Below are 24,486 nucleotides of genomic sequence, written 5' to 3'. Positions count from 1 at the left end.
TGCGGCAAGTTCTACGCGCGTCAATCTCTTGGCTGGGCGGGGCAGTTGTCAAGGGTCGCCGGGTGGCCGGAATCCGACGGCCGGATGAACGGGCCGTGCCGGGAGGCCGGACACCGCCGGCCGATTCCCGTACGCAACCGCTCCCGCCCCGGCCGGAACCCGCCGCCCGGCCCGGCCGCGGGCGGGACCGGGCGCGGCGATACCCGGCGAAATGCGTCTACGCTGGGTGTCTCATCCATCACACCGCAACCGCGCCGCTTCGCCGAGGAGTACGTCACAGATGTCCGGAGACCGCCCCACTCTGCCGCCGGTGCGGCTGCACTCCGAGGCCGAACTCGCGCGCGCGGCCCTCGCCGCCCCGCTGCTCGCCCGCGCGGTCAGGCTGGCCCGCTGGGCCGGACCCGCGACCCGCGTCGGCGCCGGGGGCGAGCTCGTCGAGGAGCAACTGCCCGCGGCGGCCGAGGCGCTGGAACTGGCCCCCGACGACGACGGCGCCGCGGACGCGAGCGAGGCGTGGCGGGTCGCCGTCGACGCCGGGCTCGTCGAGGTCCAGGACCCCGAAACGGAGCACGGGGCGGAGGAGGACGGCGAGGGGACGGTCACGGCGGGGGAGGCCCTGGCGCTGCTCACCTCCGGCTCCCCGCAGGACGTCCTCACCGTCTGGCTGGACGCCTTCGACGCGGTCTTCGCGGACGCGACCGCTCCGGTGCTCGACGACTTCGCCGACCTCATCGGCGACGACGGCGAGCTCGACTTCGACCGGCTCGACTGGGACCCGCAGGCGGAGGCGGACTTCCTGGAGGGCGTCCTCGGCAATCTGTACCTGCTCACCGTCACCGAGGGCGGCGCGGGCGAGGGCCCCGTGCCGCTGCCCGCGCTCGCCGCCTCCATGATCGTCCCCGACGACATGGGGGAGCCCACCGACGACATCCTGGAGCAGGTCTCCGACGCGATGATGCGCCTCGACGACCAGTTCCGCCTGCTCGAACCGATCGGCCTGGTGGAGTACCGGCCGGTCGACGAGGCGCTGATGGCCGAGGAGGGCGAGGAGCCCGCCCCGCCCGTCGACGACGAGGACGTCGCCCGGTACGGCATGGTCCGCCTCACCCCGCTCGGCCTCTACGGCGTACGCGCGAGGATGCTGGAGGCGGGCGTGGAGGCGCCCGCCGTCGGCGACCTCGTGGACAAGGGCGCCGACGCGCTGCTCGACGGCATCGCCTACTACCCGGAGGCAGCCGCCCGCGCCGAGACCGAGCAGTGGCTGGCCCGGCACGAGATCCCGGGCGCGGTACGGGAGTTGCTGGCGGCGGCGCGCGGCTCGGACGCGCGCGGCCCGCTGCGCCGGCTCCACTGCCAGCAGGCGCTCGCCCTCACCGGCCCCGAGGCGGAGCCGGCGCTGCGCGAGGTCCTGGACGACGCGGAGCTGGGCGGCCTGGCCCGGGTCTGGCTCGCCGAGCGCGGCGCACAGGACGTCCCCGCGCCGCCGGAGGCGATGGTGTTCTGGCTCGCCGTGGACACGATCGCCGCGCAACTGGAGATGGACGGGGACCTGGAGGAGCTCCAGGGCCTGGTCGAGGGTCTGATCGGGCAGCACAGCGGCTTCTTCGACGCCGCGTGGCGGGTGGAGCACCCCGCGACGGCGGACGTGCTGGAGGCGATGGGGCGGCTGCACCCGGACAAGAAGGTGGCGAAGGAGGCCCGTAAGGCGGCCTTCAAGGCGCGGTCACGGGCGTAGCCGGGGCCCCGCCTTGCGGCGTGCGGTGCCGGCTGGCAGGGGATCGACGGCCTTTGAGGGACACGGAACCGCGCGACCGGCCGCCATCGGCCCGCGGGTGAGCGACAGTCCCGGGGCGGGAGTTGGCGTGGGTGACACCCCGTGTTGTCGCGGTGTTCGCCCGCCCCCGGGACCCTGACCCCGCCCCCCGCCCCACCCCATCTCGTCAGGAGACCCGCGATGTCGCTCAGCCGCAGGGAGTTCGCCAGGAATTCCGCCCTCACCGGTGCCGGGGTCGCCCTCACCGGATCAGTCGGGGCGCTGGCCACGGCGCCCGGCGCGCTGGCCGCCGAGGACGTCCACGGCGCCGCCGGGCACGGCCACCACCACGAGCCCGGCTACGGGCCGCTGCTGCCCGACCCACGGGGCATACTCGCGCTGCCGGCCGGCTTCTCGTACCGGATCGTCACCCACAGCGGCGTCACCCGGCTGGAGTCCGGCGAGATCACCCCGTCCAACCACGACGGCACCGCCGCCTTCGAGGGGCCGCGCGGGGTCACCCTGCTCGTCAACAACCACGAGCTGAAGGGCCCGCGCAAGAACTGGGCGCACCCGGTGCCGCTCACCGAGGGCCTGGTGTACGACCCGGCCGCCTCCGGCGGCTGCACCGTCGTCGAGGTACACCCGCACGGCGGCCCGGTCGCGGAGTGGGTCGGCATCGCCGGCACCTCCACCAACTGCGCGGGCGGCGCCACCCCCTGGGGGACCTGGCTGACCTGCGAGGAGACCGAGGACAAGGCCGGCTCCAACGGGATGACCAAGGACCACGGCTATGTCTTCGAGGTCGACCCCTGCGACCGCCGCGCCAACCGCGCCCCCGAGCCGGTCAAGGCGCTCGGCCGGTACGCCCACGAGGCCGTGGTCGTCGACCCCCGGCGCGGCCACCTCTATCTGACCGAGGACGCCTCCGGCCCCAACGGCCTGCTCTACCGCTGGACCCCGCCGCACGGCTTCAAGCACGGCCGCGGCCGGCTGCGCACCCTGGCCGACGACGCCGGGGTGCTCCAGGCCCCCAAGTGCTACGACGCGGGCGGCCGGTTCGTCGACGACCTCTCGCGCGCCACCAGGACCGGCACGGTGTACGGGGTCGACTGGGTGGACGTGCCCGACCGCGACGCCCGCACCACCTCCGTACGCAAGCAGTTCACGGACCAGGACGTCACGCGCGCCCGCAAGCTGGAGGGCATGTGGTGGGGCGACGGCGGCGCCTACATCGTCTCCTCGTACGCCCGTGGGGAGTCCCCGGTCCAGCACGACGGCCAGGTGTGGTTCTACGACCCGCGCCGCCGGACCCTCACCCTGAAGGTGCTGCTCGGCGTCAACGCCGAACCCGGCAAGGACGGCGCGTTCGACGGCCCGGACAACATCACCGTCTCGCCGTACGGCGGTCTGGTCATCGCCGAGGACGGCGAGGGCGTCCAGCACCTCTTCGGCGCCACCGACTCCGGGCGTACGTACCCCATCGCCCGCAACGAGCTCAACCAGGGCACCGAACAGGAGCCGGAGTACAGCGAGTTCACCGGGGTGACCTTCTCGCCCGACGGACGGACGCTGTTCGCCAACATCCAGGAGCCGGGCATCATGCTCGCCATCACCGGCCCCTGGCGCCGCCAGCCGCGCTGAGCGCCCGGCCGGACGCGCGGCGGATCCGCGGCGTGCCGCGGATCCGTCAGCCGGTCCCGTCCGGGCCCCGGAAGGTGGTCAGGACCGAGCCGGCGCACACATGCACCAGCCCTCCTCCCGCCGCGCCGCCGCGCGGTTCCGCACGGCCCTCGAAGGGCACGGCCCACAGCAGTTCGCCGGTCGCCGGGTCGAGCGCGTGCAGCCCCCACTCCGGGCCGCCCAGGGCGAGCCGGTCGCTGCCCGGCTCGGGCCCGGTGACGTACAGGCGCCCCTCGCTCAGCAGCGGCGGCGTGCCGGCCGCCTCGCCGAGCCGCCGTACGTCGGTGCGCAGCCAGCGGGTGCGGCCGGTCGCCGCGTCCAGCGCGCTGACCTCCGCGTACGAACCGGCGTGCACCAGACCGCCGGTGGCCGTCGGGGTCACCGACACCGACCCGGTCACACCCCGGGACCACAGGGTCGTCCGGGTCGCCAGCTCGACGGCGCCGACCGCCTCGCCCAGCGCGAAGTAGCCGGTGCCGCTCGCCCCCGGGTGGGCGTCCGGGCGCGGCGCCCCGCCCGCGACGGTCGTCTCCGGGCGGCCGTCGGCGGCCCGCAGCACATGGAGCGGGCCGCGTTCCCCGGGCCCGGCCGACGCGGCGGGCACGGAGGCGGCGACCGCGAACCGGCCGCCCGCGTGCCGCACCGCCGTCACGGGGGCGGCCGTCCCCTCGTGGCACCAGAGCCCCTCGCCGGTCGCCGGGTCGTAGCCGTACGCCCGCCAGGGCCGCCCCCGCCCGGCGGCCCCGAGGCTCTCGTAGGGCTCGTACGTGACGAGGCACGCGACCGTGTCGCCGAGCGCGAGCAGGCCCCGGGAGCCCTCCGGCCGGTCGTCTTCGAACGGCGCCGAGGCGCGCGGGCGCAGCCCCTCCGCGCGCGGATCGCGGGTCTCCCAGCGGGTGGTGCCGGTGGCGGAGTCGAGCGCGGCGAGGACCGGCGCGGCGCCGGGCACGGTCCGTACGACGTGGACGACATCGCTGCCGTGCGGCACGACCTGGGTGACGCCCTCGGCGTCCCGCTGCCAGCGGACGGCGCCGGTGGCGGGGTCGAGGCGGGTGAGGAAGGCCTCGTCGTGGACGTAGAGGGCGTCGCCGTGGCGCAGGAGGGCGCCGCCGTACGGAGTGGCGCCGAGGTCGCGGGTCCACAGGGCACGGCCGCGGGGCCATGGGGCGCCGCCGTCGGCCGGCGCGTGCTCGGCGCCCTCCGCGCGGGGCGCGACGGCGGTGGAGATCGCGGCGGCGGCCACGGCGCCGGAGGCGGACCACAGCAGGAAACGCCGCCGGGAGGCGGGGGAATCGGGGGCCGCGGCGAGGCCGGGGGCGGGCGCGGCCCCGACCAGCTCGGCGGTGGCCTCCTCGTGCTGGCGTATCAGACCGGTGACCGGCTCCCGCTCCCACCAGGGCTCGGGGCCGCCGCGCTCGGCGCACCAGACCAGTGCCTCGCCGACGGTGGGCCGCCCGGCGGGCTCGCGGTCCAGGCACCGCCCCAGGAACTCCCGCCAGTCGTCGTCCGGTACGCCGTCGAGGTCCGGCTCCTCGTGGAGCGTGCGGTGCAGGACCTTCGGGGCGCTGCCCGAGCCGAACGGGTTGCGGCCGGTGGCGCAGAGCGCCAGCAGCCCGCCGAGCGCGAACACATCGGCGGGCGGGCCGGGTTCGCCGTCACGGGCGAGCCGTTCGGGGGCGACGAAGCCGGGGGCGCCGACGGTGCCGACGGTGCCGTCGGCCGCTTCGTCCGGGGTTCCTCCGGTGATCCCGAAGCCGATGACCTTCGGCCCGTCGCGGGTCACCAGGACGTTGGCGGGCCTGAGGTCGCGGTGCAGCAGGTGCGCGGCGTGGACGGCGGTGAGCGCCTCGGCCAGCAGGGCGCCTAGAGCGGCGAGCCGGCCGGGACCGAGGGGGCCGAGCGCGGAGACGGCCTCGGAGAGGGCGGGGCCCGTGGCGTACGCCGTGGCCAGCCAAGGGAGTTCGGCGTCCGGGTCGGCGGCGAGCACACCCGCGGTGTACGGGCCGGTCACCGCTTCCGCCGCCGCCACCTCGCGGCGGAAGCGCTCGCGGAAGCGGGGATCGGCGGCCAGGCGCGGATGCGCGGTCCGCAGCGCGACGAGCCGGCCGGAGGCGGTGCGGGCGAGGTGTACCTGACCCATGCCGTCGTCGCCGAGCAGGGCGACGAGCTGGTACCCGCCGATGTTCCGCACCGCACCTCCCCATCGTCCCCCTGACCTTATGGCCGTCAGGATGTGCGACGCGAAGCGGGCCGTGTCCGGTTGCGTCCGGGGTGTGCCCGCGGCCGGCCGGACGGCCTGCCGCGCCCCTCGGAGGAGCCCTCGGCCGCCGCGATTCCGGCGGGCACGGGCCTCGGGGCGCCCGGCGGAGGGCTTTCGCGGCGGGTCGGGGTGGGGAACATCACCCCACCGCGCCCGACCTCCGTACCGCATCCAGGTCCTCCGCCGAGGCCAACCCCCCGTGGTAGAGCCGCAGCTGGGTCGCCCCGGCGGCCGACGCGCGCCCCGCGTCCCGTGCCAGGGCGTCCGGCCGGCCGCCCATCCCCGACACCACCGTGAGGTTCGCCGCCACCACCGCTCCCGCGGGCGCGTGCTCGGCGAACGGCGTCAGCAGGTCCGTCCGGCCCCCCGCGCACGGAACCACCACCCCGTCCGCGAACCCGAAGACCCCCGCCGCGTCCACCCCCGCGTTCGCCCCGCACCGGTGCGCTCCGGGATCCGCGTGCAGCAGCACCTGGAAGCCCGGCCCGGCCGCGCTCCGTACCGCCCGCACCGCCTCTTCCTGGAAGGAGCGCGCCACGGACGCCCGGTGGCCGACCGTGGCGTCGAGGAGCTTCTCGCCGCCCGCGCACGGGCCGCCGGCCCACACCGGTTCCAGCGCCCCCCGCACGTCCGCCGCGAGGCGTTCCGCGTCCAGCCCCGCTTCCCCGTACCCCCGCCGGCAGGCCCCGCAGAAGCAGAGGGACATCAGGTACTGGGCCGTGTCGTCCAGCGGCACCCCCGCGATCTTGTCGTGGGCGTGCAGATGCGCCAGGCCGTACCAGCCGCAGGACTCCAGCTCCGTCCCGCGCGCCCCGGGCCGTACCGCCGCCTCCGCGGCCAGCGCCACCAGATACGCGCGGACCTCGGGCCGCGCTATGCACGGCGCCCAGGGGTAGCGGTCGCCGTACGCGTTGACCACCGACGTCCCGGGATGCTCGGCGCCCAGGCGGGAGTTGTGGGCGAGGACGACCCAGGAGTGGACGTCGAGCCCGGCCGCGGCCAGCGCCTCGGCCGCCTCGCCGTACGCGTCGCCGGGCGCCCAGCGTCCCGCCGGGTACGGCCGCAGCGTCCGGCCGGACCAGCGCCCTTCGTCGACGGGGTAGAGGACCGCCGCGTGCTCGGCGGTGACCACCCGGTGGCGCGGATGGTGCGGAGTGAGCGCCCGCGTCGAGTGGTAGGCGGCGGCGAGCGTCACCTGGCCCGCCCCGAGGGCGGCGATCCGCGCGGGCGCGTCCGGGTCGCCGATCACGTCCCAGGGGTAGAGGAAGACCGATGCCTTCACGCGGCCGCCCCGTTCCCCGCGGGGGCGCCCTCCGCCAGCAGTGCCCGCCCGCGTTCGATCAGCGCGGCCAGCTGCTTGACGTGGGCCGCGTCGGGCTCGCTCAGCGGTGGCCGCACCTCGCCCACGTCCAGACCGGACAGCCGTACGCCCGCCTTGACCAGCGAGACGGCGTAGCCGCGGCCCTGGTTGCGCAGCTCGACGAGCGGGACGAAGAAGCCGTCCAGGAGGCGGTTGACGGTGGTGTCGTCGCCGGCGCCGAGCGCCCGGTGGAAGGCGAGCGCGATGTCCGGGGCGAAGCAGAAGACGGCCGAGGAGTAGAGGGTGACGCCGATGCCGCGGTAGGCGGGGCCGGTCAGTTCGGCGGTGGGAAGCCCGTTGAAGTAGAGGAACTCGCGCTCGGGGACCTCACGGCGGACCGTGCTGACGATCCGCTGCATCAGATCGATGTCCCCGATGCCGTCCTTGAGACCGATGATGCCGTCGGCGCGGGCCAGTTCGACGGCGGTGGCGGGCGTGAGGACGGCGTTGTCGCGCTGGTAGACGATGACGTCCAGGGAGGTGGCGGCGGCGAGGGCCGTGTAGTGGCGCAGCAGCCCCTCCTGGTCGGCGGCGACGAGGTAGGGCGGCATGGCGAGCAGCCCGTCGGCGCCCGCGTCCTCGGCGAGCCGGGCGTACTGGATCGCGAGCGCCGTCCCGTACCCCGCGCCCGCCACCACCGGGACGCGGCCCGCGGCCTCGGCCACGGCGGCGGCCACGCACGCGTGGAACTCGTCCGGGGTGAGCGCGTGGAACTCGCCCGTCCCGCAGCAGGCGAACACCGCCGCCGCGCCGGCGTCGACGCCGCCGCGCACATGCGCGCGGAAGGCGTCGAGGTCGAGGCCGCCGTCCGGGCCGAAGGGGGTGACCGGGAAGAAGAGCAGGCCGTCCAGGCGGGCGGCGAGCGGGGATGGGTTCTCGGACGTCACGGGCGCTCCCAGGGCAAAGGCCGTCGGCACGGGCCGTCGTGCACAATTCTGATCGGCGTCTATATTTCTGAACGCGGCCACGCTAAGGCAGCGCCACGACGGGGGTCAAGACGCGCACCCCCGGCGCGCGGGGGTTTTCCCTCCAGTTGACACCGGTGCCTCCATGGGGGCGCCCGCCGCGCCGCGCCACACTTGACGCGGCCGGAGACCGCTCCCTAGCGTGTCCACGCATATGAATGACATCCATAGTGGTGTTCATTCGGCCCGCTTCGCGCACGCGCCGCCGACCCCGCCCGCCGCACCGAGGAGACCGCCCATGCCCGCTCCCCGTACCGTCCTGCTCACCGGCGCCGCCGGAGGGCTCGGCACCCTGATGCGCGGGCTGCTCCCGGCGTACGGCTACGAGCTGCGCCTCCTCGACTCCCGGGCCATCCCGGGCGAGCCGGACGCGATCACCGCGGACCTCGGCGACCGGGACGCGCTGCGCGAGGCGGTCCGGGGCGTTGACGCGGTGCTGCATCTCGCGGGCATCTCCCTGGAGTCCACCTTCGACAAGATCGTGCGGGCCAACATCGAGGGCACGTACAACCTCTACGAGGCCGCGCGCGAGGAGGGCGTCGCGCGCGTGGTCTTCGCCTCCTCCAACCACGCGGTCGGCTTCACTCCGCGCCCGCGCGGCTCGGTGCCGCTGGAACAGCGGGCCCTGATCCCGGTCGACACCCCCCGCCGTCCCGACACCCTCTACGGCCTCTCCAAGTCCTTCGGCGAGGACCTGGCCCAGTTCTACTGGGACAGGCACGGCCTGGAGAGCGTCTCGGTGCGGATCGGCTCCTGCTTCATGGAGCCCACCTCCGTACGGATGCTGTCGGTCTGGATGAGCCCCGGCGACGGCGCCCGGCTCTTCCACGCGGCACTCACCGCCGAGAACGTCGGCCACACCGTGGTCTACGGCTCCTCCGCCAACACCCGGCTGTGGTGGGACCTGTCGTCGGCGCGGGCCCTCGGGTACGAACCCGAGGACGACTCCGAGCGGTACGCCGAGAAGCTGATCGCCGAGCACGGCGAGCTCGACCCCGACAACCCGGACCACGCCTTCCTCGGCGGCCACTTCACCACCCGTCCGCCGGTGTGGCCGTACTGAGTCCGGCGGGGCACGGGCGGGGGCCGGGTGGGGGCCCGGCCGGGTTCCGGGGGCGTTCCCGAATTGGCGGGACGTTCAAGGAACCGTAAAGCCGTGCCGCTCGTTTCCGGGACATGACCGCAATGACACCTGGCTCGAACCTTCCGCTCCCGGCCGCCCGCGTGGCGGTGGACGTCTCCGCTCCGGTGCGGCTCGACGTGTCGGGCCTGTTGCTCACCGCCGACGGCAAGGTGCGCTCGGACGACGACTTCATCTTCTACAACCAGCCCTCCGGCCCCGGCGTCACCTACCGCTCCGGCGGCGGCACCGCGCCGGACGCGATCGTGGTGGACACGGCGGCGGTGCCGCCCGGCATCGAGAAGATCGTCGTCACCGCCAGCCCCGACGCCGCGGGCCAGACCTTCCAGGGCATCGAGCCCACCGCCACCCTGCGCAACGCCGACGACGGCAGCGTGATCGCCACCTTCACCCCGCCGCAGCTCGGCGGCGAGACCGCGCTCGTCGTCATGGAGGTCTATCTGCGCGGCGGCGCCTGGAAGGCCCGCGCGGTGGGGCAGGGGTATGCGAACGGACTGGCGGGCATCGCCACCGACTTCGGCGTCTCGGTCGAGGAGCCGCAGGCCGCCGCGCCCGCCGCCGCCCCGCCCGTCCCCGTGGCCGCGCCGCCGATGCCCGCGGCTCCCCCCGCCCCGGCCCCGGCCGCGCCCGCCGCCGCGTCCAGCGGGAAGGTCAACCTGGACAAGGGCCGGGTCAGCCTCCAGAAGAACCAGACGGTCTCGCTGGTCAAGGGCGGCCGTCCGCTCCTCTCCCAGGTCAAGATGGGCCTCGGCTGGGAGCCCGCGTTCCGGGGCAAGGACATCGACCTGGACGCCTCGGTGATCGCGTACGGCCCGCAGCGCAACCATCTGGACAGCTGCTACTTCGGCAAGCTCTCCATCCTGGGCGGCGCGGTCAAGCACTCCGGTGACAACCTCACCGGCGAGGGCGCGGGCGACGACGAGGTGATCGTCGTCGACCTCGGCCGCATCCCGGCCGACGCGACGGGCCTGGTCTTCACGGTGAACTCGTTCTCCGGCCAGAAGTTCACCGAGGTCGCCAAGGCGTACTGCCGGCTGATCGACGCGGCGACGGGCGAGGAGCTGGTCCGCTTCGACCTGACCACCGCCGAGCCGCAGACGGGCGTGATGATGGCCAAGCTGATCAAGCAGTTCTCCGGGGAGTGGGAGATGACGGCGCTGGGGACCTTCGTGAAGGCCCGGACGGTGCGCGGGATGGTGAAGCCGTCGGCCGAGGCGCTCTGACGCGGGCCCGTCCGAAGCGGGGCGTTGTTGACACCCCACAACCCCCACCGGACAAATCGATCCGTTCGGCCCCTCGTCCCGCCCGCTCCCGGCTGGCAGGGTCGAGGGCATGAACGATCATGAAGATGTAGTGGTGACCGGGCTGGGAGCGATCACCCCGATCGGCACGGACGCCGGGTCCACCTGGGCCGGTCTGCTCGCCGGCAAGTCCGGGGTCTCCCTGCTCACCGAGGAGTGGGCGGCGGACCTGCCGGTCCGGGTGGCGGCCGGGCTGCCCGTCGACCCGGCCACCCTGCTGCCCCGGGTGGAGGCGCGGCGCCTTGATCGATGCGAACAACTGGCGCTGATCAGCTCCCGCGAGGCGTGGCGGGACGCGGGCACCCCCGAGGTGGAGCCCGAGCGGCTGGCGGTGGTGATCGGCACCGGCACCGGCGGCGTACTGACCACGCTCGGTCAGGACGACACGTACGAGAAGGGCGGCGCGCGCAGGCTCTCGCCCTACGCCGTGCCGATGCTGATGCCCAACGGGCCCGCGGCCTGGGTCTCCATGGACCTCAAGGCGCGGGGAGGGGCGCGCACGCCCGTGAGCGCCTGCGCGTCCGGGGCCGAGGCCATCGCGATGGGCCTCGATCTCATCCGCGCGGGCCGGGCCGACGTGGTGGTCGCCGGTGGCACCGAGGCCTGTCTGCACCCGTTCACGCTCGCCGCGTTCGCGCAGATGAAGGCGCTGTCGCCGCAGGAGCACGACCCCGAGGCGGTGTCCCGGCCGTTCGACGCGGACCGCAGCGGCTTCGTGATGGGGGAGGGCGCGGGCATCCTGGTCCTGGAGCGGGCCTCCTTCGCGCGGGCGCGGCGGGCGCGGGTGTACGGGGCGGTGGCGGGGGCGGCCGTGACCTCCAGCGCCGACCACATCACCGCGTCGGACGTGGCGGGCCAGGTGCGGGCGATCGGGACGGCGCTGCGGGACGCCGGTCTGAGCCCCGCCGACATCGGCGTGGTGCACGCGCACGCCACGTCGACTCCGTCGGGCGACCTGGCCGAGGCGGAGGCGGTGGCGCGGGCGATCGGCACGCACGCGGTGGTCACCGCGACGAAGTCGATGACCGGTCATATGCTCGGCGCGTCCGGGGCGGTGGGCGCGATGGCGGCCCTGCTCGCCCTCCACGACGGCACGGTCCCGGCGACGCGCAACCTCGACCGGCTGGATCCGGCGGTGGAGCTGGATGTGGTGGCGGGGGCGAACCGGGCGGGTGCGTGGGATGCGGCGCTGGCCAACTCCTTCGGTTTCGGAGGGCACAACGTGAGTCTGGTCCTGCGGCGGACGGCCGCGTGATCCCTCCCGGAGGGGCCGAAGGCCCCTTCCACCCCGGTCCGGGTTCGCGCTGACGTGCGGGTCCGTTGGGCCTGGTCGCGCAGTTCCCCGCGCCCCTAGGGGGGTGCGGGTGCGGGGAACCGTGCCAGCAGTCCGGCACGGTCCGCGGGCCAAAGAAGGCGCCAGGCGGCCGGGGTACGGGCTGTGGGGCGCAGGCCCTTCAGGGGTGAACAGCGCGGGCCGATGGCGCCGCCCCGCAGGTCAGTTCGGGGTCGGTCCGGTTGGGGAGCGCAGCGTCAGGGACGTGGCCAGGGCCGCCGCGGCCACCAGCGGTAGCAGCACCTCCACCCCCAGCACCCCCACCAGCCCCGCACCGACCCCCAGCCCCACCGCGTTCGGTACGAACAGCAGCGTGTTCGCCGTCGACGCCGTGCGGCCGAGCACCGCGTCCGGGACCGACCGCTGGACCGCCGTCATCGACGCCACCAGCACGCACGGCAGCCCCAGCCCGATTCCCGCGCCGCACGCCAGCGCCACCGCGTCGTAGGGCAGGACCCGCGCGCACACCGACACCGCGAACACCGCGATACCGGCCGCGGCGTAGCGGTGGGCGGCCAGGCGGCGCAGGAGCGGACCCGCGAGCAGCCCGGAGGCCACCGAGCCCACGCCCTGCACCGTGTACAGCACACCCACGAACGTCGCCGAGTGGCCGAGCCGTTCGTCGGTCACCGCGTAGATCGCCGCACCGTTCAGACCGGCGCACAGCATCGTCGCCGCGCCCGCCAGCACCAGGGGCCGCAGCACCGGCGAGCGCCACACCGTACGCGTTCCCTCCGCCGTATCGGCCAGCCAGTGGCCACCGGGCGCCGGCCGCGCCTCCCGTACCCGTATCAACGCGAAGATCCCCGCCGCCAGGAGGAACGTCACCGCGTCCAGGACCGCCACCGCCTGGCCGCCGTACCGCGCGTACAGACCCGCCCCCGCCAGCGGGGCGACCAGCTTCATGCCCTCGTTGGCCGTCATCCGCAGGCCGTTGAAGTCGCCCAGCAGATCGCGGTCGACGGCGGCGGCCACCAGGGCCGCCTCGGCCGCGTCCTGGATGACGCCGTTCACGCCGTACAGCGCCAGCACCGCGAACAGGATCCAGATCCGGCCCGCCGTGTCCAGCGCGAGCAGCGCCATCAGCAGGACCGCCGACGCGAGGTTCAGCCCCACCAGGAGCGGACGGCGGCGCACCCGGTCCGCGACCGTGCCGAGCAGCGGTCCGACCAGGGTCGGCGCCCACATGGTGAAGACGGTGAGCGCCGCCAACGCGTCGGAGCCGGTCAGGGACTTGGTCCAGATCCCGGCCGTCAGCCACATCGCCGACGACCCGAACCCGGACACCACCACCCCGGTCAGATACAGCCCCGCGTCGCGGTCCGCCAGGACCCTTCTCAGCGGACCGCCCCGGGCCGCGCTCTTCGCACCTGTGGTGTTCACAGGGGAAATCTCGCCGGTGAGGCGGCCGGGACGGATCCGGCGGACGCCCTATTCCCGCCCGCCCCGACACCTTAGGACGCCCGCAGGGCCGCCCCCATCATCTTCTGAGCCACCGGCGCCGCCAGGCCGTTGCCGCTCACCTCCGAGCGGGCCGCGCCGGAGTCCTCGACGAGCACGGCCACGGCGACCTGCTTGCCGGTGGCCAAGTCCTTGGCGTACGACGTGAACCAGGCGTACGGCGTCTTGGAGTTGCCCACGCCGTGCTGGGCCGTGCCCGTCTTGCCGCCGACCTCGGCGCCGCTCACCCTGGCGTTGGAGCCGGTGCCCTCCTCGACGACCGTCACCATCGCGGAGCGCAACTGGCGGGCGGTCTCCGAGGAGACGATCCGCTTGCCGTCGCCGTCCGCGTACGACTGAAGGGTCGTGCCCTCCGCATCCGTCACCTTGGAGACCATATGCGGCGACGCCATGACCCCATCATTGGCTATAGCGGCGGACACCATGGCCATCTGGAGCGGAGTCGCCGTCACATCGAACTGGCCGATACCGGTCAGCGCGGTCTGCGCCCGGTCCATTTTCTCGGAACCCTTCGGATACACACTCGCCGAGGCCCGCACCGGTACGTCCTGCTCGGCGTCGTTGAAACCGAACTTCTCCGCCGTGGCCCTGACCCTGTCCTGGCCGAGCCGGTCCGCCAGCTTCGCGAAGACGTTGTTGCACGAGTACCGGAGCGCCGTACGGATCGTGGCGTTCTCGCACGGGGCGGACGGGTTCTCGTTGGTCAGCACGGTCCGGGTGCCGGGCAGGGTGTACGGACTGGGGCTGTCGGTCCTCGTGTCCACCGACGGATAGAGGCCGTTCTCCAGCGCCGCAGCCGCCACCACCAGCTTGAAGGTCGAACCCGGCGGCAGCGGCTGGCGCAGCGCCCGGTTGACCATCGGCTTGTCCGGGTCCTCCGACAGCGCCTTCCAGGCGGCGCCGTCCGCCGAACCCGCGATCTTCGACGGGTCGTACGAGGGCGTCGAAACCATGCCGAGGATGCGGCCGGTCTGCGGGTCGATGGCGACGGCCGCGCCCTTCTTGCCGCCCAGCGCCTCGTAACCGGCCTTCTGCACCGCGGGGTCGATGGTGGTCAGCACGTCGCCCCCGGGTGCCCGCTCGCCGGTGAGCGCCGAGAGCGGGTCCTTCATCCGGGTGTCGGTGCCGTCCAGCACCTTGCCGTAGATCCCCTCCAACTGGGTCGCGCCGTACACCTGCGAGCTGTAGCCGGTCACGGCCGCGTACAGCTCACCGTCCTTGTACGCGCGTTTGTACGCCAGATCGCCGCCGGTCGTCCGCACCGATCCGGTGATGGGGGAGCCGGCCACGATGATGTCACCGAGCGGGTTCGCGTACCGCGCGATGGTGTTCCGCCGGTTCAGCTTGTCGTCCGCGAGCGCCCGGCCTTGGTAGAACTGCACATAGGTGGCCCGGCCCAGAAGGGCCAGCACCGTGAGCAGACAGAGGACCGCGCTGCGCCTGATTGTCTTGTTCATCCCGCACAGAGGACGTGCCGGATGCCGTGAATCGTTCCCTTTGGCCGCTTTTCTCAGAAACCTCTCATGACCCCGCAGCCGCCCGGGCCGCGCGCGGGGTCAGAGCCGGCGGGTGGCCAGCGTCAGCCGGTCGCGCGCGTCGAACAGGGCGTCCTTCACCATCTGCTCGTGCGCCGGGGTCAGCCGCGCCACCGGCACCGAGCAGCTGATCGCGTCGCGTGCGGGGGTGCGGTAGGGGATCGCGACACCGAAGCAGCGCAGCCCCAGGGTGTTCTCCTCGCGGTCCACCGCGTACCCCTGCTCGCGGATCTGGTGCAGTTCCTCGATGAGCTTCTCGCGGTCGGTGATGGTGTTCTCGGTCAGCTGCTGAAGGGTCTCCGGGAGCAGCTTGCGCACCTGCTCGTCGCTGTGGGTGGCCAGCAGCGCCTTGCCCAGCGAGGTCGAGTGGGCGGGCAGCCGGCGGCCGACGCGGGTGAAGGGGCGCAGATAGTGCTGGGACTGGCGGGTCGCGAGGTAGACCACGTTGGTGCCGTCGAGGCGGGCGAGGTGGATGGTCTCCGTGGTGTCGTCGGAGAGCCGGTCCAGCGTCGGCCGGGCAGCCGCGACGACCTCGTCGCCGTCGATGTACGAGGTGCCCACCAGCAGGGCGCGGACGCCGATGCCGTACCGCGTGCCGGTGGCGTCGGTCTCCACCCAGCCGAGCTCCACCAGGGTGCGCAGCAGCATGTAGAGGCTGGACTTGGGGTAGCCGACCGCCTCCTGCACCGCCGCGAGGGAGTGCATTCCGGGGCGCCCCGCGAAGTACTCCAGCAGTTCCACCGTACGCACGGCGGACTTGACCTGGGCCCCACCTGTCTCGACAGCCGACATCCGACCTCGCCCCTTCTTGTCTGCGCGTCTTGCCAACGCAGAACGCCCGTCAATAGAGTCCAGCATATTCATCAGCAGGAACTCTGTTCAGAATACCGAACAAACCCTGGTGGGCGGAGCAGGATCAGCGGGACGACCGCCAGGGACCTCGGCAGGACCGGAAAGCCGGAAGGACATAGCGGTGAGCACAGCACCAGTCTGGAGTGTCGACCCCCGTACCGGGAAGCCGCGGGAGCAAGTCGCGGCGGAGGCGTCCGAGCGCGAGGTCGACGAGGCGGTGCGGGCCGCGTGGTCCGTGCGCGACGCGCTCGCCGACCGGGGCGTACGGGCGGCCCTGCTGCGGACCGCAGCCGAACTGCTCGACGAGGCCGCGGAGCACGTGGTGGAGGCCGCCGACGCCGAGACCGCCCTCGGGCCGGTCCGGCTCACCGGGGAACTCGCCCGGACCACCGCCCAGTTGCGGGCCTTCGCGGACGTGGTGGACGAGGGCTCCTTCCTCGACATCCGCATCGACCACGCCGACGCCGGCCGCACCCCGCCGTGGCCGGACCTGCGGCGGATGAAGGTGCCGCTGGGCGTGGTCGCGGTGTACTCGGCGTCCAACTTCCCGCTCGCCTTCTCCGTCCCCGGCGGGGACACCGCGAGCGCGCTCGCGGCCGGGTGCCCGGTCGTCGTCAAGGCCCACCCGGCCCACCCGGCCACCTCCGAGCTGTGCGTCTCACTGCTGCGGCGGGCGGCGGTACGGGTCGGGCTGCCGCAGGAGGTGGTGGCGCTCGTCCACGGCTTCGACGCCGGGATCGCGCTGGTGCGCCACCCGCTGGTCGCGGCGGCCGGCTTCACCGGTTCGGTACGGGGCGGTCGCGCCCTCTTCGACGCGGCGGCGGCCCGGCCGGTGCCGATCCCCTTCCACGGCGAGCTCGGGTCGCTGAACCCGGTCGTGGTCACCCAGGCCGCGGCGGAGGAGCGGGGCGAGTCGATCGGCGCGGGGCTGGGTGCCTCGATGACGCTGGGCGTCGGCCAGTTCTGCACCAAGCCGGGCTTCGTGCTCGCGCCGGCCGGGCCGGGCGGCGACGCGCTGCTGAAGGCGCTGACGGCGACGGTGAGCGACGCGGAGGCGGGGGTGATGCTGGACCACCGGATGCGGGACGCGTTCGTGGCCGGGGTCGCCTCACGGGCCGCGCTGGAGGGGGTCGGTGCGCCGGTCACGCCCGGGTCCGGCGGGGAGCACACGGTCAGCGCGGGCTTCCTGACGGTCGCGGCGTCCGCGCTGGCCGCGCAGGGCCCGCACGATCTGCTCCTGGAGGAGTGCTTCGGGCCGGTGACGGTGGTGGCGCGGTATGAGCACCCGTCCGAGATCGGAGCGGTGCTCTCGCGGCTGCCGGGGAACCTGACGGCGACGCTGCACCTGTCGGAGGGGGAGGGAGCGGGGCGCGACGGCGGCGCGGCGGCGTCGCTGCTCGCCACCCTGACGGGGCTCGCGGGACGGGTCCTGGTGGACGGGTGGCCGACGGGCGTGGCGGTGGCGCCCGCCCAGCACCACGGCGGTCCCTACCCGGCGACGACGTCGACGTCCACGTCGGTGGGGGCGACGGCGGTGGAGCGGTGGCTGCGGCCGGTGACGTATCAGGATGTGCCGGAGGGGTTGTTGCCGGGGGAGTTGCGGGAGGGGGGTGCGGGGGTTCCGCGGTGGGTTGACGGGCGGTGGGAGGCCCCCTCCCCGCCCCTTCCCTAAACCCTCCGGGGGCCCTCCGGGGGGGCGCCTGTTTCCGCCCGCGGGCCGTGCTGGGGCTTCTTTCGTCTGCGGGCCGTGCTGGGTTGCTCGCGCAGTTCCCCGCGCCCCTGGGCGGGCCTGCGGCCCTCGGGGCGGTCCCTTCGTCTGCGGGCCGTGCTGGGGCACCCGCGCAGTTCCCCGCGCCCCTGGGCACCTGGGGGCGCGGGGAACTGCGCGCTCGGCCGCAGATGGTCCGCAGGCGAATTCCGCAGCCTGCCCCGCAGGCCCTTCCCGGGCCGAGCCCCAGCCCCCCAAGGGGCGCGGGGAACTGCGCGACCAGCCCCACCGGCCCGCAGACGACCTTCGCACCCCAGGAAGGCCCGGGCCCGGCCCGCAGACGACCTTCGCACCCCCGGAGGGCCAGGCCAGGCCCGGCCCGCAGGCGATCCCCTGGCTCACCGGCGCCCCCGCGTCACCAGCACCGTCACCCCCATCAGCCCCGCCGCAACCCCCATCCCCACCCGCATCCCGGACACGAATCCCGCCCCGTCCCCGGACACCAGCGCCCCGCAGAACGCCACGCTCAGCGCGCCCGCCACCTGGCGGGCCGCGTTCAGGACGCCGGCTGCCAGGCCCGCCCGGTCCTGCGGGAGGGACTCCATCATCGCCGCCGTCAGGGCCGGGACCGCCAGGGCGCAGCCCAGGGCCAGGGGGATCAGGAGGACGGACACCAGCAGCGCGGGGGTCCCGGCGTCGGGGACGAGGAGCAGGAGCAGGCCCGCCAGCGCCAGGAGCTGGCCCAGCAGCATCGGGCGGCGCGGGCCGTAGCGGGCGGAGAGCTTGCCCGAGAGGACGTTGGTCACCGGGATCAGCGCCGTCATCGGCAGGAACATCAGCCCCGTCACCAGCGCCGATTCCCCCCGTACCCGCTGGAAGTACAGACTGAAGACGAAGATCACGCCGTAGAACGCGAAGCTCGCCGTGGCACCGGCCGCCACCGCCACCGTGACCGTCCGCGTACGGAACAGACCGAGCGGTACGACCGGATGCGCCACGCGCGACTCGATCACCAGGAACGCCGCCCCGGAGAGCAGCGCCACCGCGCCCGCCACCAGCCGCACCGGGCCGGACTCGATCACCGCGAAGGCGAGCGCGGCCAGGGCCACCACCGCCGTCAGCTGCCCGGGCAGGTCCAGCGGTGCCGGGCGGCGCCGCGAGCGCGGGGCGCGGGCTGTCAGGGCCAGCGCGGCAAGGCCCAGCGGCAGGTTGATGAAGAAGATGCCGCGCCAGTCCCACGCCGTGGTGAGCGCCCCGCCCGCGACCGGCCCGAGCGCCACCGCGACGGAGCCGCCCGCCGCCCACAGCGCCACCGCGCGGGCCCGGCGCGCCGGATCGGCGTACGCCTGCCGCACCAGCGCCAGCGAGGCAGGCAGCACCACGGCCGCGGCCGTGCCCTGCACCACCCGGGCCGTGACGAGCACCCCCAGACCGGGGGCGAAACCGCAGGCGGCCGAGGCGAGGACGAAGACGACCGTGCCCAGCGCGTACGCCCGGGCCGACCCGATCCGGTCCGCGAAGGCGCCGGTCGACAGCATCAGCGCCGCGAAGGCGAGCGTGTACGCGTCGACCACCCACTGGAGGCCCGACATCCCGCCGCCCAGATCGGAGCCGATCGCGGGCAGCGCCACGTTCACCACGGACGCGTCCAGTGTGATCAGCGCGAAGCCGAGGAGGGCGGCGGCCAGGGTGAGACCGGGGGAGGTGCGGCGCGCGGCCGGCTCCGACGGCGCCGCGCTCTCGGAGCCGGCCGCGGCCGGCCCGGCGGGCAACGGCGAGGAGCCGGTCGACGGATCGGCCGGCCCGTCCGTCGGCGCTTCGGCCGGCGCTTCGGTCGGCGCTTCGGTCAACGGGTCGGCGGTGGGCGCGGGTTGGCGTACGGCGTTGGGTGACATGTCCTCAGCCTGGCGATCCGCACGCGGTTACAGTAGTGGCCCGAACGCCATGCATCCGGAGGTTCTGGCCATGAAGTCCGACCGGCGGACCCACCCGCGGCGACCCCATCGGGTCGTCGTCGTCGCGCCCTCCCCGGTGTCGATGTTCAACCTCGCCATCCCCGAACTGCTCTTCGCCAAGGTGGAGATCGACGGCGCCCCGGGGTACGAGCTGACCGTCTGCACCCCGGAGCCCGGTCCGGTCGCCACCACCGGCGGCCTCGACCTGTACGTGCCCCGGGGCCTGGACGCCGTGGCCGAGGCCGACACGGTCCTGGTCGCGGGGACGGGGCAGCGCTACGCACCCGATCCCCGCACGGTGGAGGCCGTCCGCGAGGCCGCCGCCGACGGGTGCCGGATCACCTCCATCTGCAGCGGCGCCTTCGTCCTCGCCGAGGCCGGGCTCCTCGACGGGCGCAGCGCCACCACGTACTGGGAGCTGGCCGAGGAGCTGCGCCGGCGCTATCCGACGCTCGACCTCAAGGGCGACGTTCTCTATGTGGAGGACGGGGCCGTCATGACCTCGTCGGGATACGCGGCCGGGATCGACATGTGCCTGCACATCATCCGGACCGACTACGGCGCGGCCGTCGCCAACCGGGTGGCCAGGGCCGCGCTGGTCGCCCCGGTGCGGCCCGGCGGGCAGACCCAGTTCACCCAGACGCCGCTGCCCGCCGAGCGGGGCGTGGCCTGCGCCGACACCCGGGGCTGGGCGATGCGCAACCTGGACAGGCCGCTCACCCTCACCGATCTGGCCCGGCACGCCGGGGTGAGTGTGCGCACCCTGACCCGCCGCTTCCACGCCGAGAGCGGGGTCAGCCCGCTGCAGTGGCTGCTGCACCAGCGCATCGAGCGGGCGAAGGAGCTCCTGGAGACCACCACGCTGGCCATGGACCGGATCGCCGAGGCCAGTGGCCTGGGCAGTGCCGACTCGCTCCGCGCCCATCTGGTCCGGCGCACCGGCCTCACCCCGAGCGCCTACCGGGCCACCTTCAGCAGACTGGAGAAGGCGGCGGCCTGACCGGGGGAGTGCGGCGGGGGCGGGTGCCCGGGGAATGCGGAAGCCGTCCCGTACGTTGTGTTGCTTGAAAGTGACACAAACTACCGGAGAGAAGTGACATGCGCGTCGAGATCTGGAGCGACATCGCCTGCCCGTGGTGCTACATCGGCAAGGCCCGGTTCGAGAAGGGTCTGGCCGGGTTCGCGCACCGCGACGGCGTCGAGGTCGTGCACCGCTCCTTCGAACTCGACCCGAGCCGTCCCAAGGGGGCGGTCGGCCCGGTGATCCCGATGCTGGCCGAGAAGTACGGCCGCACGCTGGACGAGGCCCGGGGCATGGAGGAGCACGTCGCCTCCACCGCGCACGCCGAGGGCCTGGGCTACCTCATCGAGGGCCGCGACCACGGCAACACCTTCGACATCCACCGGCTGCTCCACCTGGCCAAGGCCCGGGGCCGCCAGGAGGCGCTGCTCGACCTCGCCTACCGGGCCAACTTCGCCGAGGAGCGCTCGGTCTTCGACGAGGGCGTGCTGCTGGAGCTGGCGGTCGAGGCCGGTCTCGACGCGGACGAGGTACGGGCGGTGCTCGCCGACGGGAGCGCGTACGCCGACGAGGTGCGCGCGGACGAGAACGAGGCGGCGGCGCTCGGCGCGAACGCGGTGCCGTTCTTCGTGGTCGACCGCAAGTACGGGATCTCCGGCGGCCAGCCCGCCGAGGTGTTCACGCAGGCCCTGGAGCAGGCGTGGCAGGAGCGGACGCCGGTCCTCGCCACGCTGGGCGGTGCCGGTGCCGGTGCCGGTGCCGGTGCCGGTGCCGAGGGTGAGGCGTGCGGGCCGGACGGGTGCGCGGTTCCGGGCGCCTGACGCTCGTACGGCGGCCCGGGGCGGGGCGCCCACCCGTGGGGTGCGGCTCCCTCCGCGCGGCCCAACCCCCGAGCGGCCGTTGGCGGTTCCCCGGGCCTTTGCCGATTGACCCCGGCCCGGGGGGACCGCAGGGTGGGATCATGGAAATCCTGGAGCCCCTGTCGGGCGACGCGTTCGCGCCCGAGACGACGTATCTGAACACCTCCAGCTGCGGCCTGCTGCCCCGGCGCGCGGTGGAGGCCATCGAGCGGCTCGCGGCGCAGAACGCGGCGGGCACCCGCGACGGAGCGGGCGGCTTCGAGGCGCTCGCCGCCGCCAGGGACTCGTTCGCCCGGCTCGTCGGGGTCGGCGCCGACCGGGTCGCGCTCGGCTCGTCGGTCTCGGTGCACGTCGCCCTGGTCGCCCACGCGCTGCCCGCGGGAGCCGAAGTCCTCGCCCCCGAGGGCGAGTTCAGCTCCGTGGTGCAGCCCTTCGCGGTACGCGGTGACCTCAGGATGCGGTACGTGCCGCTGGAGTCGCTGGCCGAGGAGGTGCGGCCGGACACGGCGCTGGTGGCGTTCTCGTCCGTCCAGTCCGCGGACGGCCGGGTGGCGGACCTCGCTGCCGTACGGGCCGCGGCGGCGGCGCACGGGGCCCGTACGCTCCTCGACGCCAGCCAGTCGGCGGGGTGGCTGCCGCTCGACGCGGGCGCCTACGACTACACCGTCACAGCGGGCTTCAAGTTCCTGACCTGCCCCCGGGGCACATCGTTCCTGACGGTGACCGAGGAGGCGCAGGAGGGGCTGGCCGCGCTGCACTCGGGGTGGCTCGCGGCGGAGGATCTGAGCGACAACTACGGGCCGGTGCGGGCGCTCGCCGGGGGCGCGCGGCGCTACGACGAGCCGGCGTCGTTCCTGTCGTACCACGCCGCCGCGGAGTCGCTTGCGCTGCTGGAGGCGGTGGGGATCGAGGCCGTGCACGCGCACGACATGGCGTTGGCGGGGAGGCTGCGGGCGGGACTCGCCGGACTCGGGCACCGGGTCGTGGCGCAGGACTCGGCGGTCGTCGCCGTGCCGGGGCTGGGCGGGGCACGGCCGGAGTTGCTGCGGGCGGGGGTGTACGCGTCCGCGCGGGGCGGGAACCTGCGGTTCGCCGTGCACCTGTACAACTCGTCCGCCGACGTGGACCGGGTGGTGGAGGTGCTCGGCGCGATGGGGTGAGCGCGGCGGGACGCGCCCCGCCGCCCGCCACCGCCGTCCGGCCGGGGGAAAAACAACTGGTCAGTGCCCGGTGGCGGGAGTGATGATCCGGCGGTGACCATGGACACCGAGCAGGACACCCGGGTACGCGCCGCCGCCCGCAACAACGCCGAGTGGTGCGAGGCGCTCTGCCGCGCCCACGGCATCACGGGCGCCTGGTCCCCCCACGCCTGGACCAGCGCCCGGCGCACCCCGCCGTACTACCCCGACGCGGTGACCCTCGGCCCCGGCGCCGGGGAGCGCGAGACAGTGGAGCGGATCGACGCCTCGCCGGGTGCATCGGTGAAGGACAGCTTCGCCGCCCTCGATCACGGGGGGCCGGATCGTCGCCGGAGCCGTCGCCAGTACGGGCGCGTCGGTGGTGGGTGTCTCCAACCTCTTCGCGGCCGACGGCGACCTCGACGCGGCCTGGGACGGCTGCCTGGGCACGCTCGCCCGGCACCGGCCCGGCCTCGACGTGGTCGGCTACGAGAGCGGCGACGACCTCGCGGCGGCCGTCCGCGCCGGGTTCACCCCGGTCGGCGGGCTCAGGATCTGGCTGCGTCACTGAGCGGTTCGCCGTACCAGCGCCAGGACTCCTGGCGCGGCAGGTCCGGCAGGTCGGCCCGGCCGGTGGCCCACAGCAGTACGCGCCACCGGTCCGGGTCCGCCGGGACCTCACGGAAGAGCCGGGCCAGCACCCGGTCGCACAGCCCGGCGGGCGGCGCCCAGGTGACCCCGAGGCCCTGCGCCACGTCATGGGTGTGCAGCAGCGTCTCGACGACGCCCATCGCCGCGAAGCCCTCCGGGTCCGAGACGCCGAAGCAGTGGTGGGCGCGGACCTCGGGGGAGACCGTGCGCACCATCGCGGTCAGCAGGGCGCCGCTCGCCTCCAGGGTCATCAGGAGCCCGGCGGGCCCGGCCGCGCGGTCCGCGTGGACGGCGTTGCGCGGCCCGCCGGGACGCCTCGCCTCCCACAGGAACGGCACCTCGCCGTCGAGCGGCGGCTGCTCCGGGCCGAGCTGCACGGCGTACGCGAAGAGGTCGTCCGAGAGGTGCTCGACGGTCTCCCAGCAGTCCCATTCCAGGGAGCCGGCCCGCGCGCCCCAGTCCGCGGCCAGTCCGGCCCGCAGCGCGGTGACCGAGAGCCGTACGGCGTGTTCGACATCGGCCGCAGTGACGGGGGCCCTTGAGGATTCATCAGCCATGCGCCCGACCGTACCAACGATCACCGTACGGCCGGACGGCAGCCGCGCACCCGGTCAGCGCACCGGGGTGAAGTCCCTCGCGCCGATGAACTCCGGACGGCGGATCGGGGCCGCGAACGGCTCGACCGCCGCGTTCTCCACGCTGTTGAAGACGATGAAGACGTTGCTGCGCGGATACGGGGTGATGTTGTCACCGGAGCCGTGCATGCAGTTGCAGTCGAACCAGGTCGCCGAGCCCGCGCGTCCGGTGAAGAGCCGGATCCCGTGCCGGTCCGCCATCTTGGTGAGCGCCTCGTCGGACGGCGTGCCCGCGTCCTGCATCTGGAGCGACTTCTTGTAGTTGTCCTTGGGGGTGGCCCCGGCGCACCCGAGGAAGTCCCGGTGCGAACCGGGCATGATCATCAGGCCGCCGTTGGTGTCGTGGTTCTCGGTGAGCGCGATCGACACGGAGACGGTTCGCATGTTCGGCAGACCGTCCTCGGCGTGCCAGGTCTCGAAGTCCGAGTGCCAGTAGAAGCCCGACGCGCCGAACCCCGGCTTCACGTTGATGCGCGACTGGTGGACGTACACGTCCGAGCCCAGGATGCGCCGGGCCGTGCCGACCACGCGCTCGTCGCGCACCAGGCCCGCGAAGACCTCGCTCAGCTTGTGCACCTCGAAGACCGAGCGCACCGACTGGGACTGGGGCTCCACGATGGACCGCTCGTCGGCGCGGATCGCCGGGTCGGCGATCATCCGCTCCAGCTCACGCCGGTAGAGGGCCACCTCGTCGTCGGCGAGGAGCTGGTCGACGGTGAGGAAGCCGTCCTTCTCGTAGGACTCGAAGCCCTCGGACGGGCCCCAGACGACCGGGTCCTGACGGGGAGTCACTACCTCGGCGGCGCCGCGGGTGGGGTACAGGTCCTGCATGGT

Annotated in this window: 19 protein-coding genes; 10 read left to right on the top strand and 9 right to left on the bottom strand. The window is 74.3% G+C overall.

Going from position 1 to position 24,486, the window contains the following annotated elements:
- The first annotated feature begins 280 nt into the window (after positions 1-280).
- Positions 281-1,735: a hypothetical protein gene (locus tag ACZ5ID_RS13730; protein ID WP_468897087.1), complete on the top strand. Its 1,455-nt coding sequence runs from the start codon at positions 281-283 to the stop codon at positions 1,733-1,735.
- 219 nt (positions 1,736-1,954) lie between these two features.
- A complete protein-coding gene (locus ACZ5ID_RS13725) occupies positions 1,955-3,397 on the top strand; it encodes an alkaline phosphatase PhoX (RefSeq protein ID WP_468897085.1) in 1,443 nt (480 codons plus the stop codon).
- A gap of 46 nt (positions 3,398-3,443) precedes the next feature.
- Here the strand turns inward: ACZ5ID_RS13725 and ACZ5ID_RS13720 are convergent, their stop codons facing one another.
- From ACZ5ID_RS13720 to ACZ5ID_RS13710, 3 genes are all read right to left on the bottom strand, one after another.
- A complete protein-coding gene (locus ACZ5ID_RS13720) occupies positions 3,444-5,627 on the bottom strand; it encodes a protein kinase domain-containing protein (RefSeq protein WP_468897083.1) in 2,184 nt (727 codons plus the stop codon).
- A gap of 208 nt (positions 5,628-5,835) precedes the next feature.
- Positions 5,836-6,978, bottom strand: a complete 1,143-nt coding sequence (locus ACZ5ID_RS13715) for a hypothetical protein (protein WP_468897081.1) — start codon at positions 6,976-6,978, stop codon at positions 5,836-5,838.
- Positions 6,975-7,943, bottom strand: coding sequence for a 5-dehydro-4-deoxyglucarate dehydratase (locus ACZ5ID_RS13710; RefSeq protein WP_468897079.1), 969 nt, complete (start codon positions 7,941-7,943; stop codon positions 6,975-6,977). The genes ACZ5ID_RS13715 and ACZ5ID_RS13710 overlap by 4 nt, the downstream gene beginning before the upstream one ends.
- A 316-nt stretch (positions 7,944-8,259) precedes the next feature.
- Between ACZ5ID_RS13710 and ACZ5ID_RS13705 the strand changes: the two genes are divergently transcribed.
- From ACZ5ID_RS13705 to ACZ5ID_RS13695, 3 genes are all read left to right on the top strand, one after another.
- Positions 8,260-9,084, top strand: a complete 825-nt coding sequence (locus tag ACZ5ID_RS13705) for an NAD-dependent epimerase/dehydratase family protein (RefSeq protein WP_468897077.1) — start codon at positions 8,260-8,262, stop codon at positions 9,082-9,084.
- A gap of 113 nt (positions 9,085-9,197) precedes the next feature.
- Positions 9,198-10,385, top strand: a complete 1,188-nt coding sequence (locus ACZ5ID_RS13700; protein WP_468897075.1) for a TerD family protein — start codon at positions 9,198-9,200, stop codon at positions 10,383-10,385.
- 109 nt (positions 10,386-10,494) lie between these two features.
- On the top strand, positions 10,495-11,718 hold the full coding sequence (locus ACZ5ID_RS13695; RefSeq protein WP_468897073.1) for a beta-ketoacyl-[acyl-carrier-protein] synthase family protein: 1,224 nt from the start codon (positions 10,495-10,497) through the stop codon (positions 11,716-11,718).
- Between the two features lie 240 nt (positions 11,719-11,958).
- Here ACZ5ID_RS13695 and ACZ5ID_RS13690 read toward each other — a convergent pair whose 3' ends face one another.
- From ACZ5ID_RS13690 to ACZ5ID_RS13680, 3 genes are all read right to left on the bottom strand, one after another.
- Positions 11,959-13,179 carry an MFS transporter gene (locus ACZ5ID_RS13690; protein WP_468897071.1) on the bottom strand — a complete coding sequence of 407 codons (1,221 nt, stop codon included), beginning with the start codon at positions 13,177-13,179 and terminating at the stop codon, positions 11,959-11,961.
- Between the two features lie 71 nt (positions 13,180-13,250).
- Entirely contained in the window at positions 13,251-14,714 is a 1,464-nt protein-coding gene (locus tag ACZ5ID_RS13685; RefSeq protein WP_468897069.1) for a peptidoglycan D,D-transpeptidase FtsI family protein, read from the bottom strand.
- Between the two features lie 99 nt (positions 14,715-14,813).
- On the bottom strand, positions 14,814-15,584 hold the full coding sequence (locus ACZ5ID_RS13680) for an IclR family transcriptional regulator (RefSeq protein WP_358837307.1): 771 nt from the start codon (positions 15,582-15,584) through the stop codon (positions 14,814-14,816).
- 181 nt (positions 15,585-15,765) lie between these two features.
- Between ACZ5ID_RS13680 and ACZ5ID_RS13675 the strand changes: the two genes are divergently transcribed.
- On the top strand, positions 15,766-17,316 hold the full coding sequence (locus ACZ5ID_RS13675; RefSeq protein WP_468897067.1) for an aldehyde dehydrogenase (NADP(+)): 1,551 nt from the start codon (positions 15,766-15,768) through the stop codon (positions 17,314-17,316).
- 434 nt (positions 17,317-17,750) lie between these two features.
- Here the strand turns inward: ACZ5ID_RS13675 and ACZ5ID_RS13670 are convergent, their stop codons facing one another.
- Positions 17,751-19,247: an MFS transporter gene (locus ACZ5ID_RS13670; protein WP_468897065.1), complete on the bottom strand. Its 1,497-nt coding sequence runs from the start codon at positions 19,245-19,247 to the stop codon at positions 17,751-17,753.
- Positions 19,248-19,317: 70 nt separating this feature from the next.
- Between ACZ5ID_RS13670 and ACZ5ID_RS13665 the strand changes: the two genes are divergently transcribed.
- From ACZ5ID_RS13665 to ACZ5ID_RS13650, 4 genes are all read left to right on the top strand, one after another.
- Positions 19,318-20,307: a GlxA family transcriptional regulator gene (locus tag ACZ5ID_RS13665; protein ID WP_468897063.1), complete on the top strand. Its 990-nt coding sequence runs from the start codon at positions 19,318-19,320 to the stop codon at positions 20,305-20,307.
- Between the two features lie 98 nt (positions 20,308-20,405).
- Positions 20,406-21,149, top strand: a complete 744-nt coding sequence (locus ACZ5ID_RS13660; RefSeq protein WP_468897061.1) for a DsbA family oxidoreductase — start codon at positions 20,406-20,408, stop codon at positions 21,147-21,149.
- A gap of 140 nt (positions 21,150-21,289) precedes the next feature.
- Positions 21,290-22,348 carry an aminotransferase class V-fold PLP-dependent enzyme gene (locus tag ACZ5ID_RS13655; protein WP_468897059.1) on the top strand — a complete coding sequence of 353 codons (1,059 nt, stop codon included), beginning with the start codon at positions 21,290-21,292 and terminating at the stop codon, positions 22,346-22,348.
- Positions 22,349-22,745: 397 nt separating this feature from the next.
- The gene (locus tag ACZ5ID_RS13650; protein ID WP_468897057.1) at positions 22,746-22,937 is read left to right on the top strand and encodes a hypothetical protein; all 192 of its coding nucleotides are present in this window, start codon (positions 22,746-22,748) and stop codon (positions 22,935-22,937) included.
- Here ACZ5ID_RS13650 and ACZ5ID_RS13645 read toward each other — a convergent pair.
- The gene (locus ACZ5ID_RS13645; protein WP_468897055.1) at positions 22,915-23,574 is read right to left on the bottom strand and encodes a hypothetical protein; all 660 of its coding nucleotides are present in this window, start codon (positions 23,572-23,574) and stop codon (positions 22,915-22,917) included. The two genes, ACZ5ID_RS13650 and ACZ5ID_RS13645, sit on opposite strands and share 23 nt — an antisense overlap.
- Positions 23,575-23,628: 54 nt before the next feature.
- Complete coding sequence (thpD, locus tag ACZ5ID_RS13640; RefSeq protein WP_468897053.1) at positions 23,629-24,483, bottom strand: ectoine hydroxylase; 855 nt, start codon at positions 24,481-24,483, stop codon at positions 23,629-23,631.
- Positions 24,484-24,486 lie beyond the last annotated feature (3 nt).

This window comes from Streptomyces sp. NPDC031670 (genome assembly GCF_055580545.1).
This window is presented reverse-complemented; position numbering and strand designations above follow the sequence as displayed.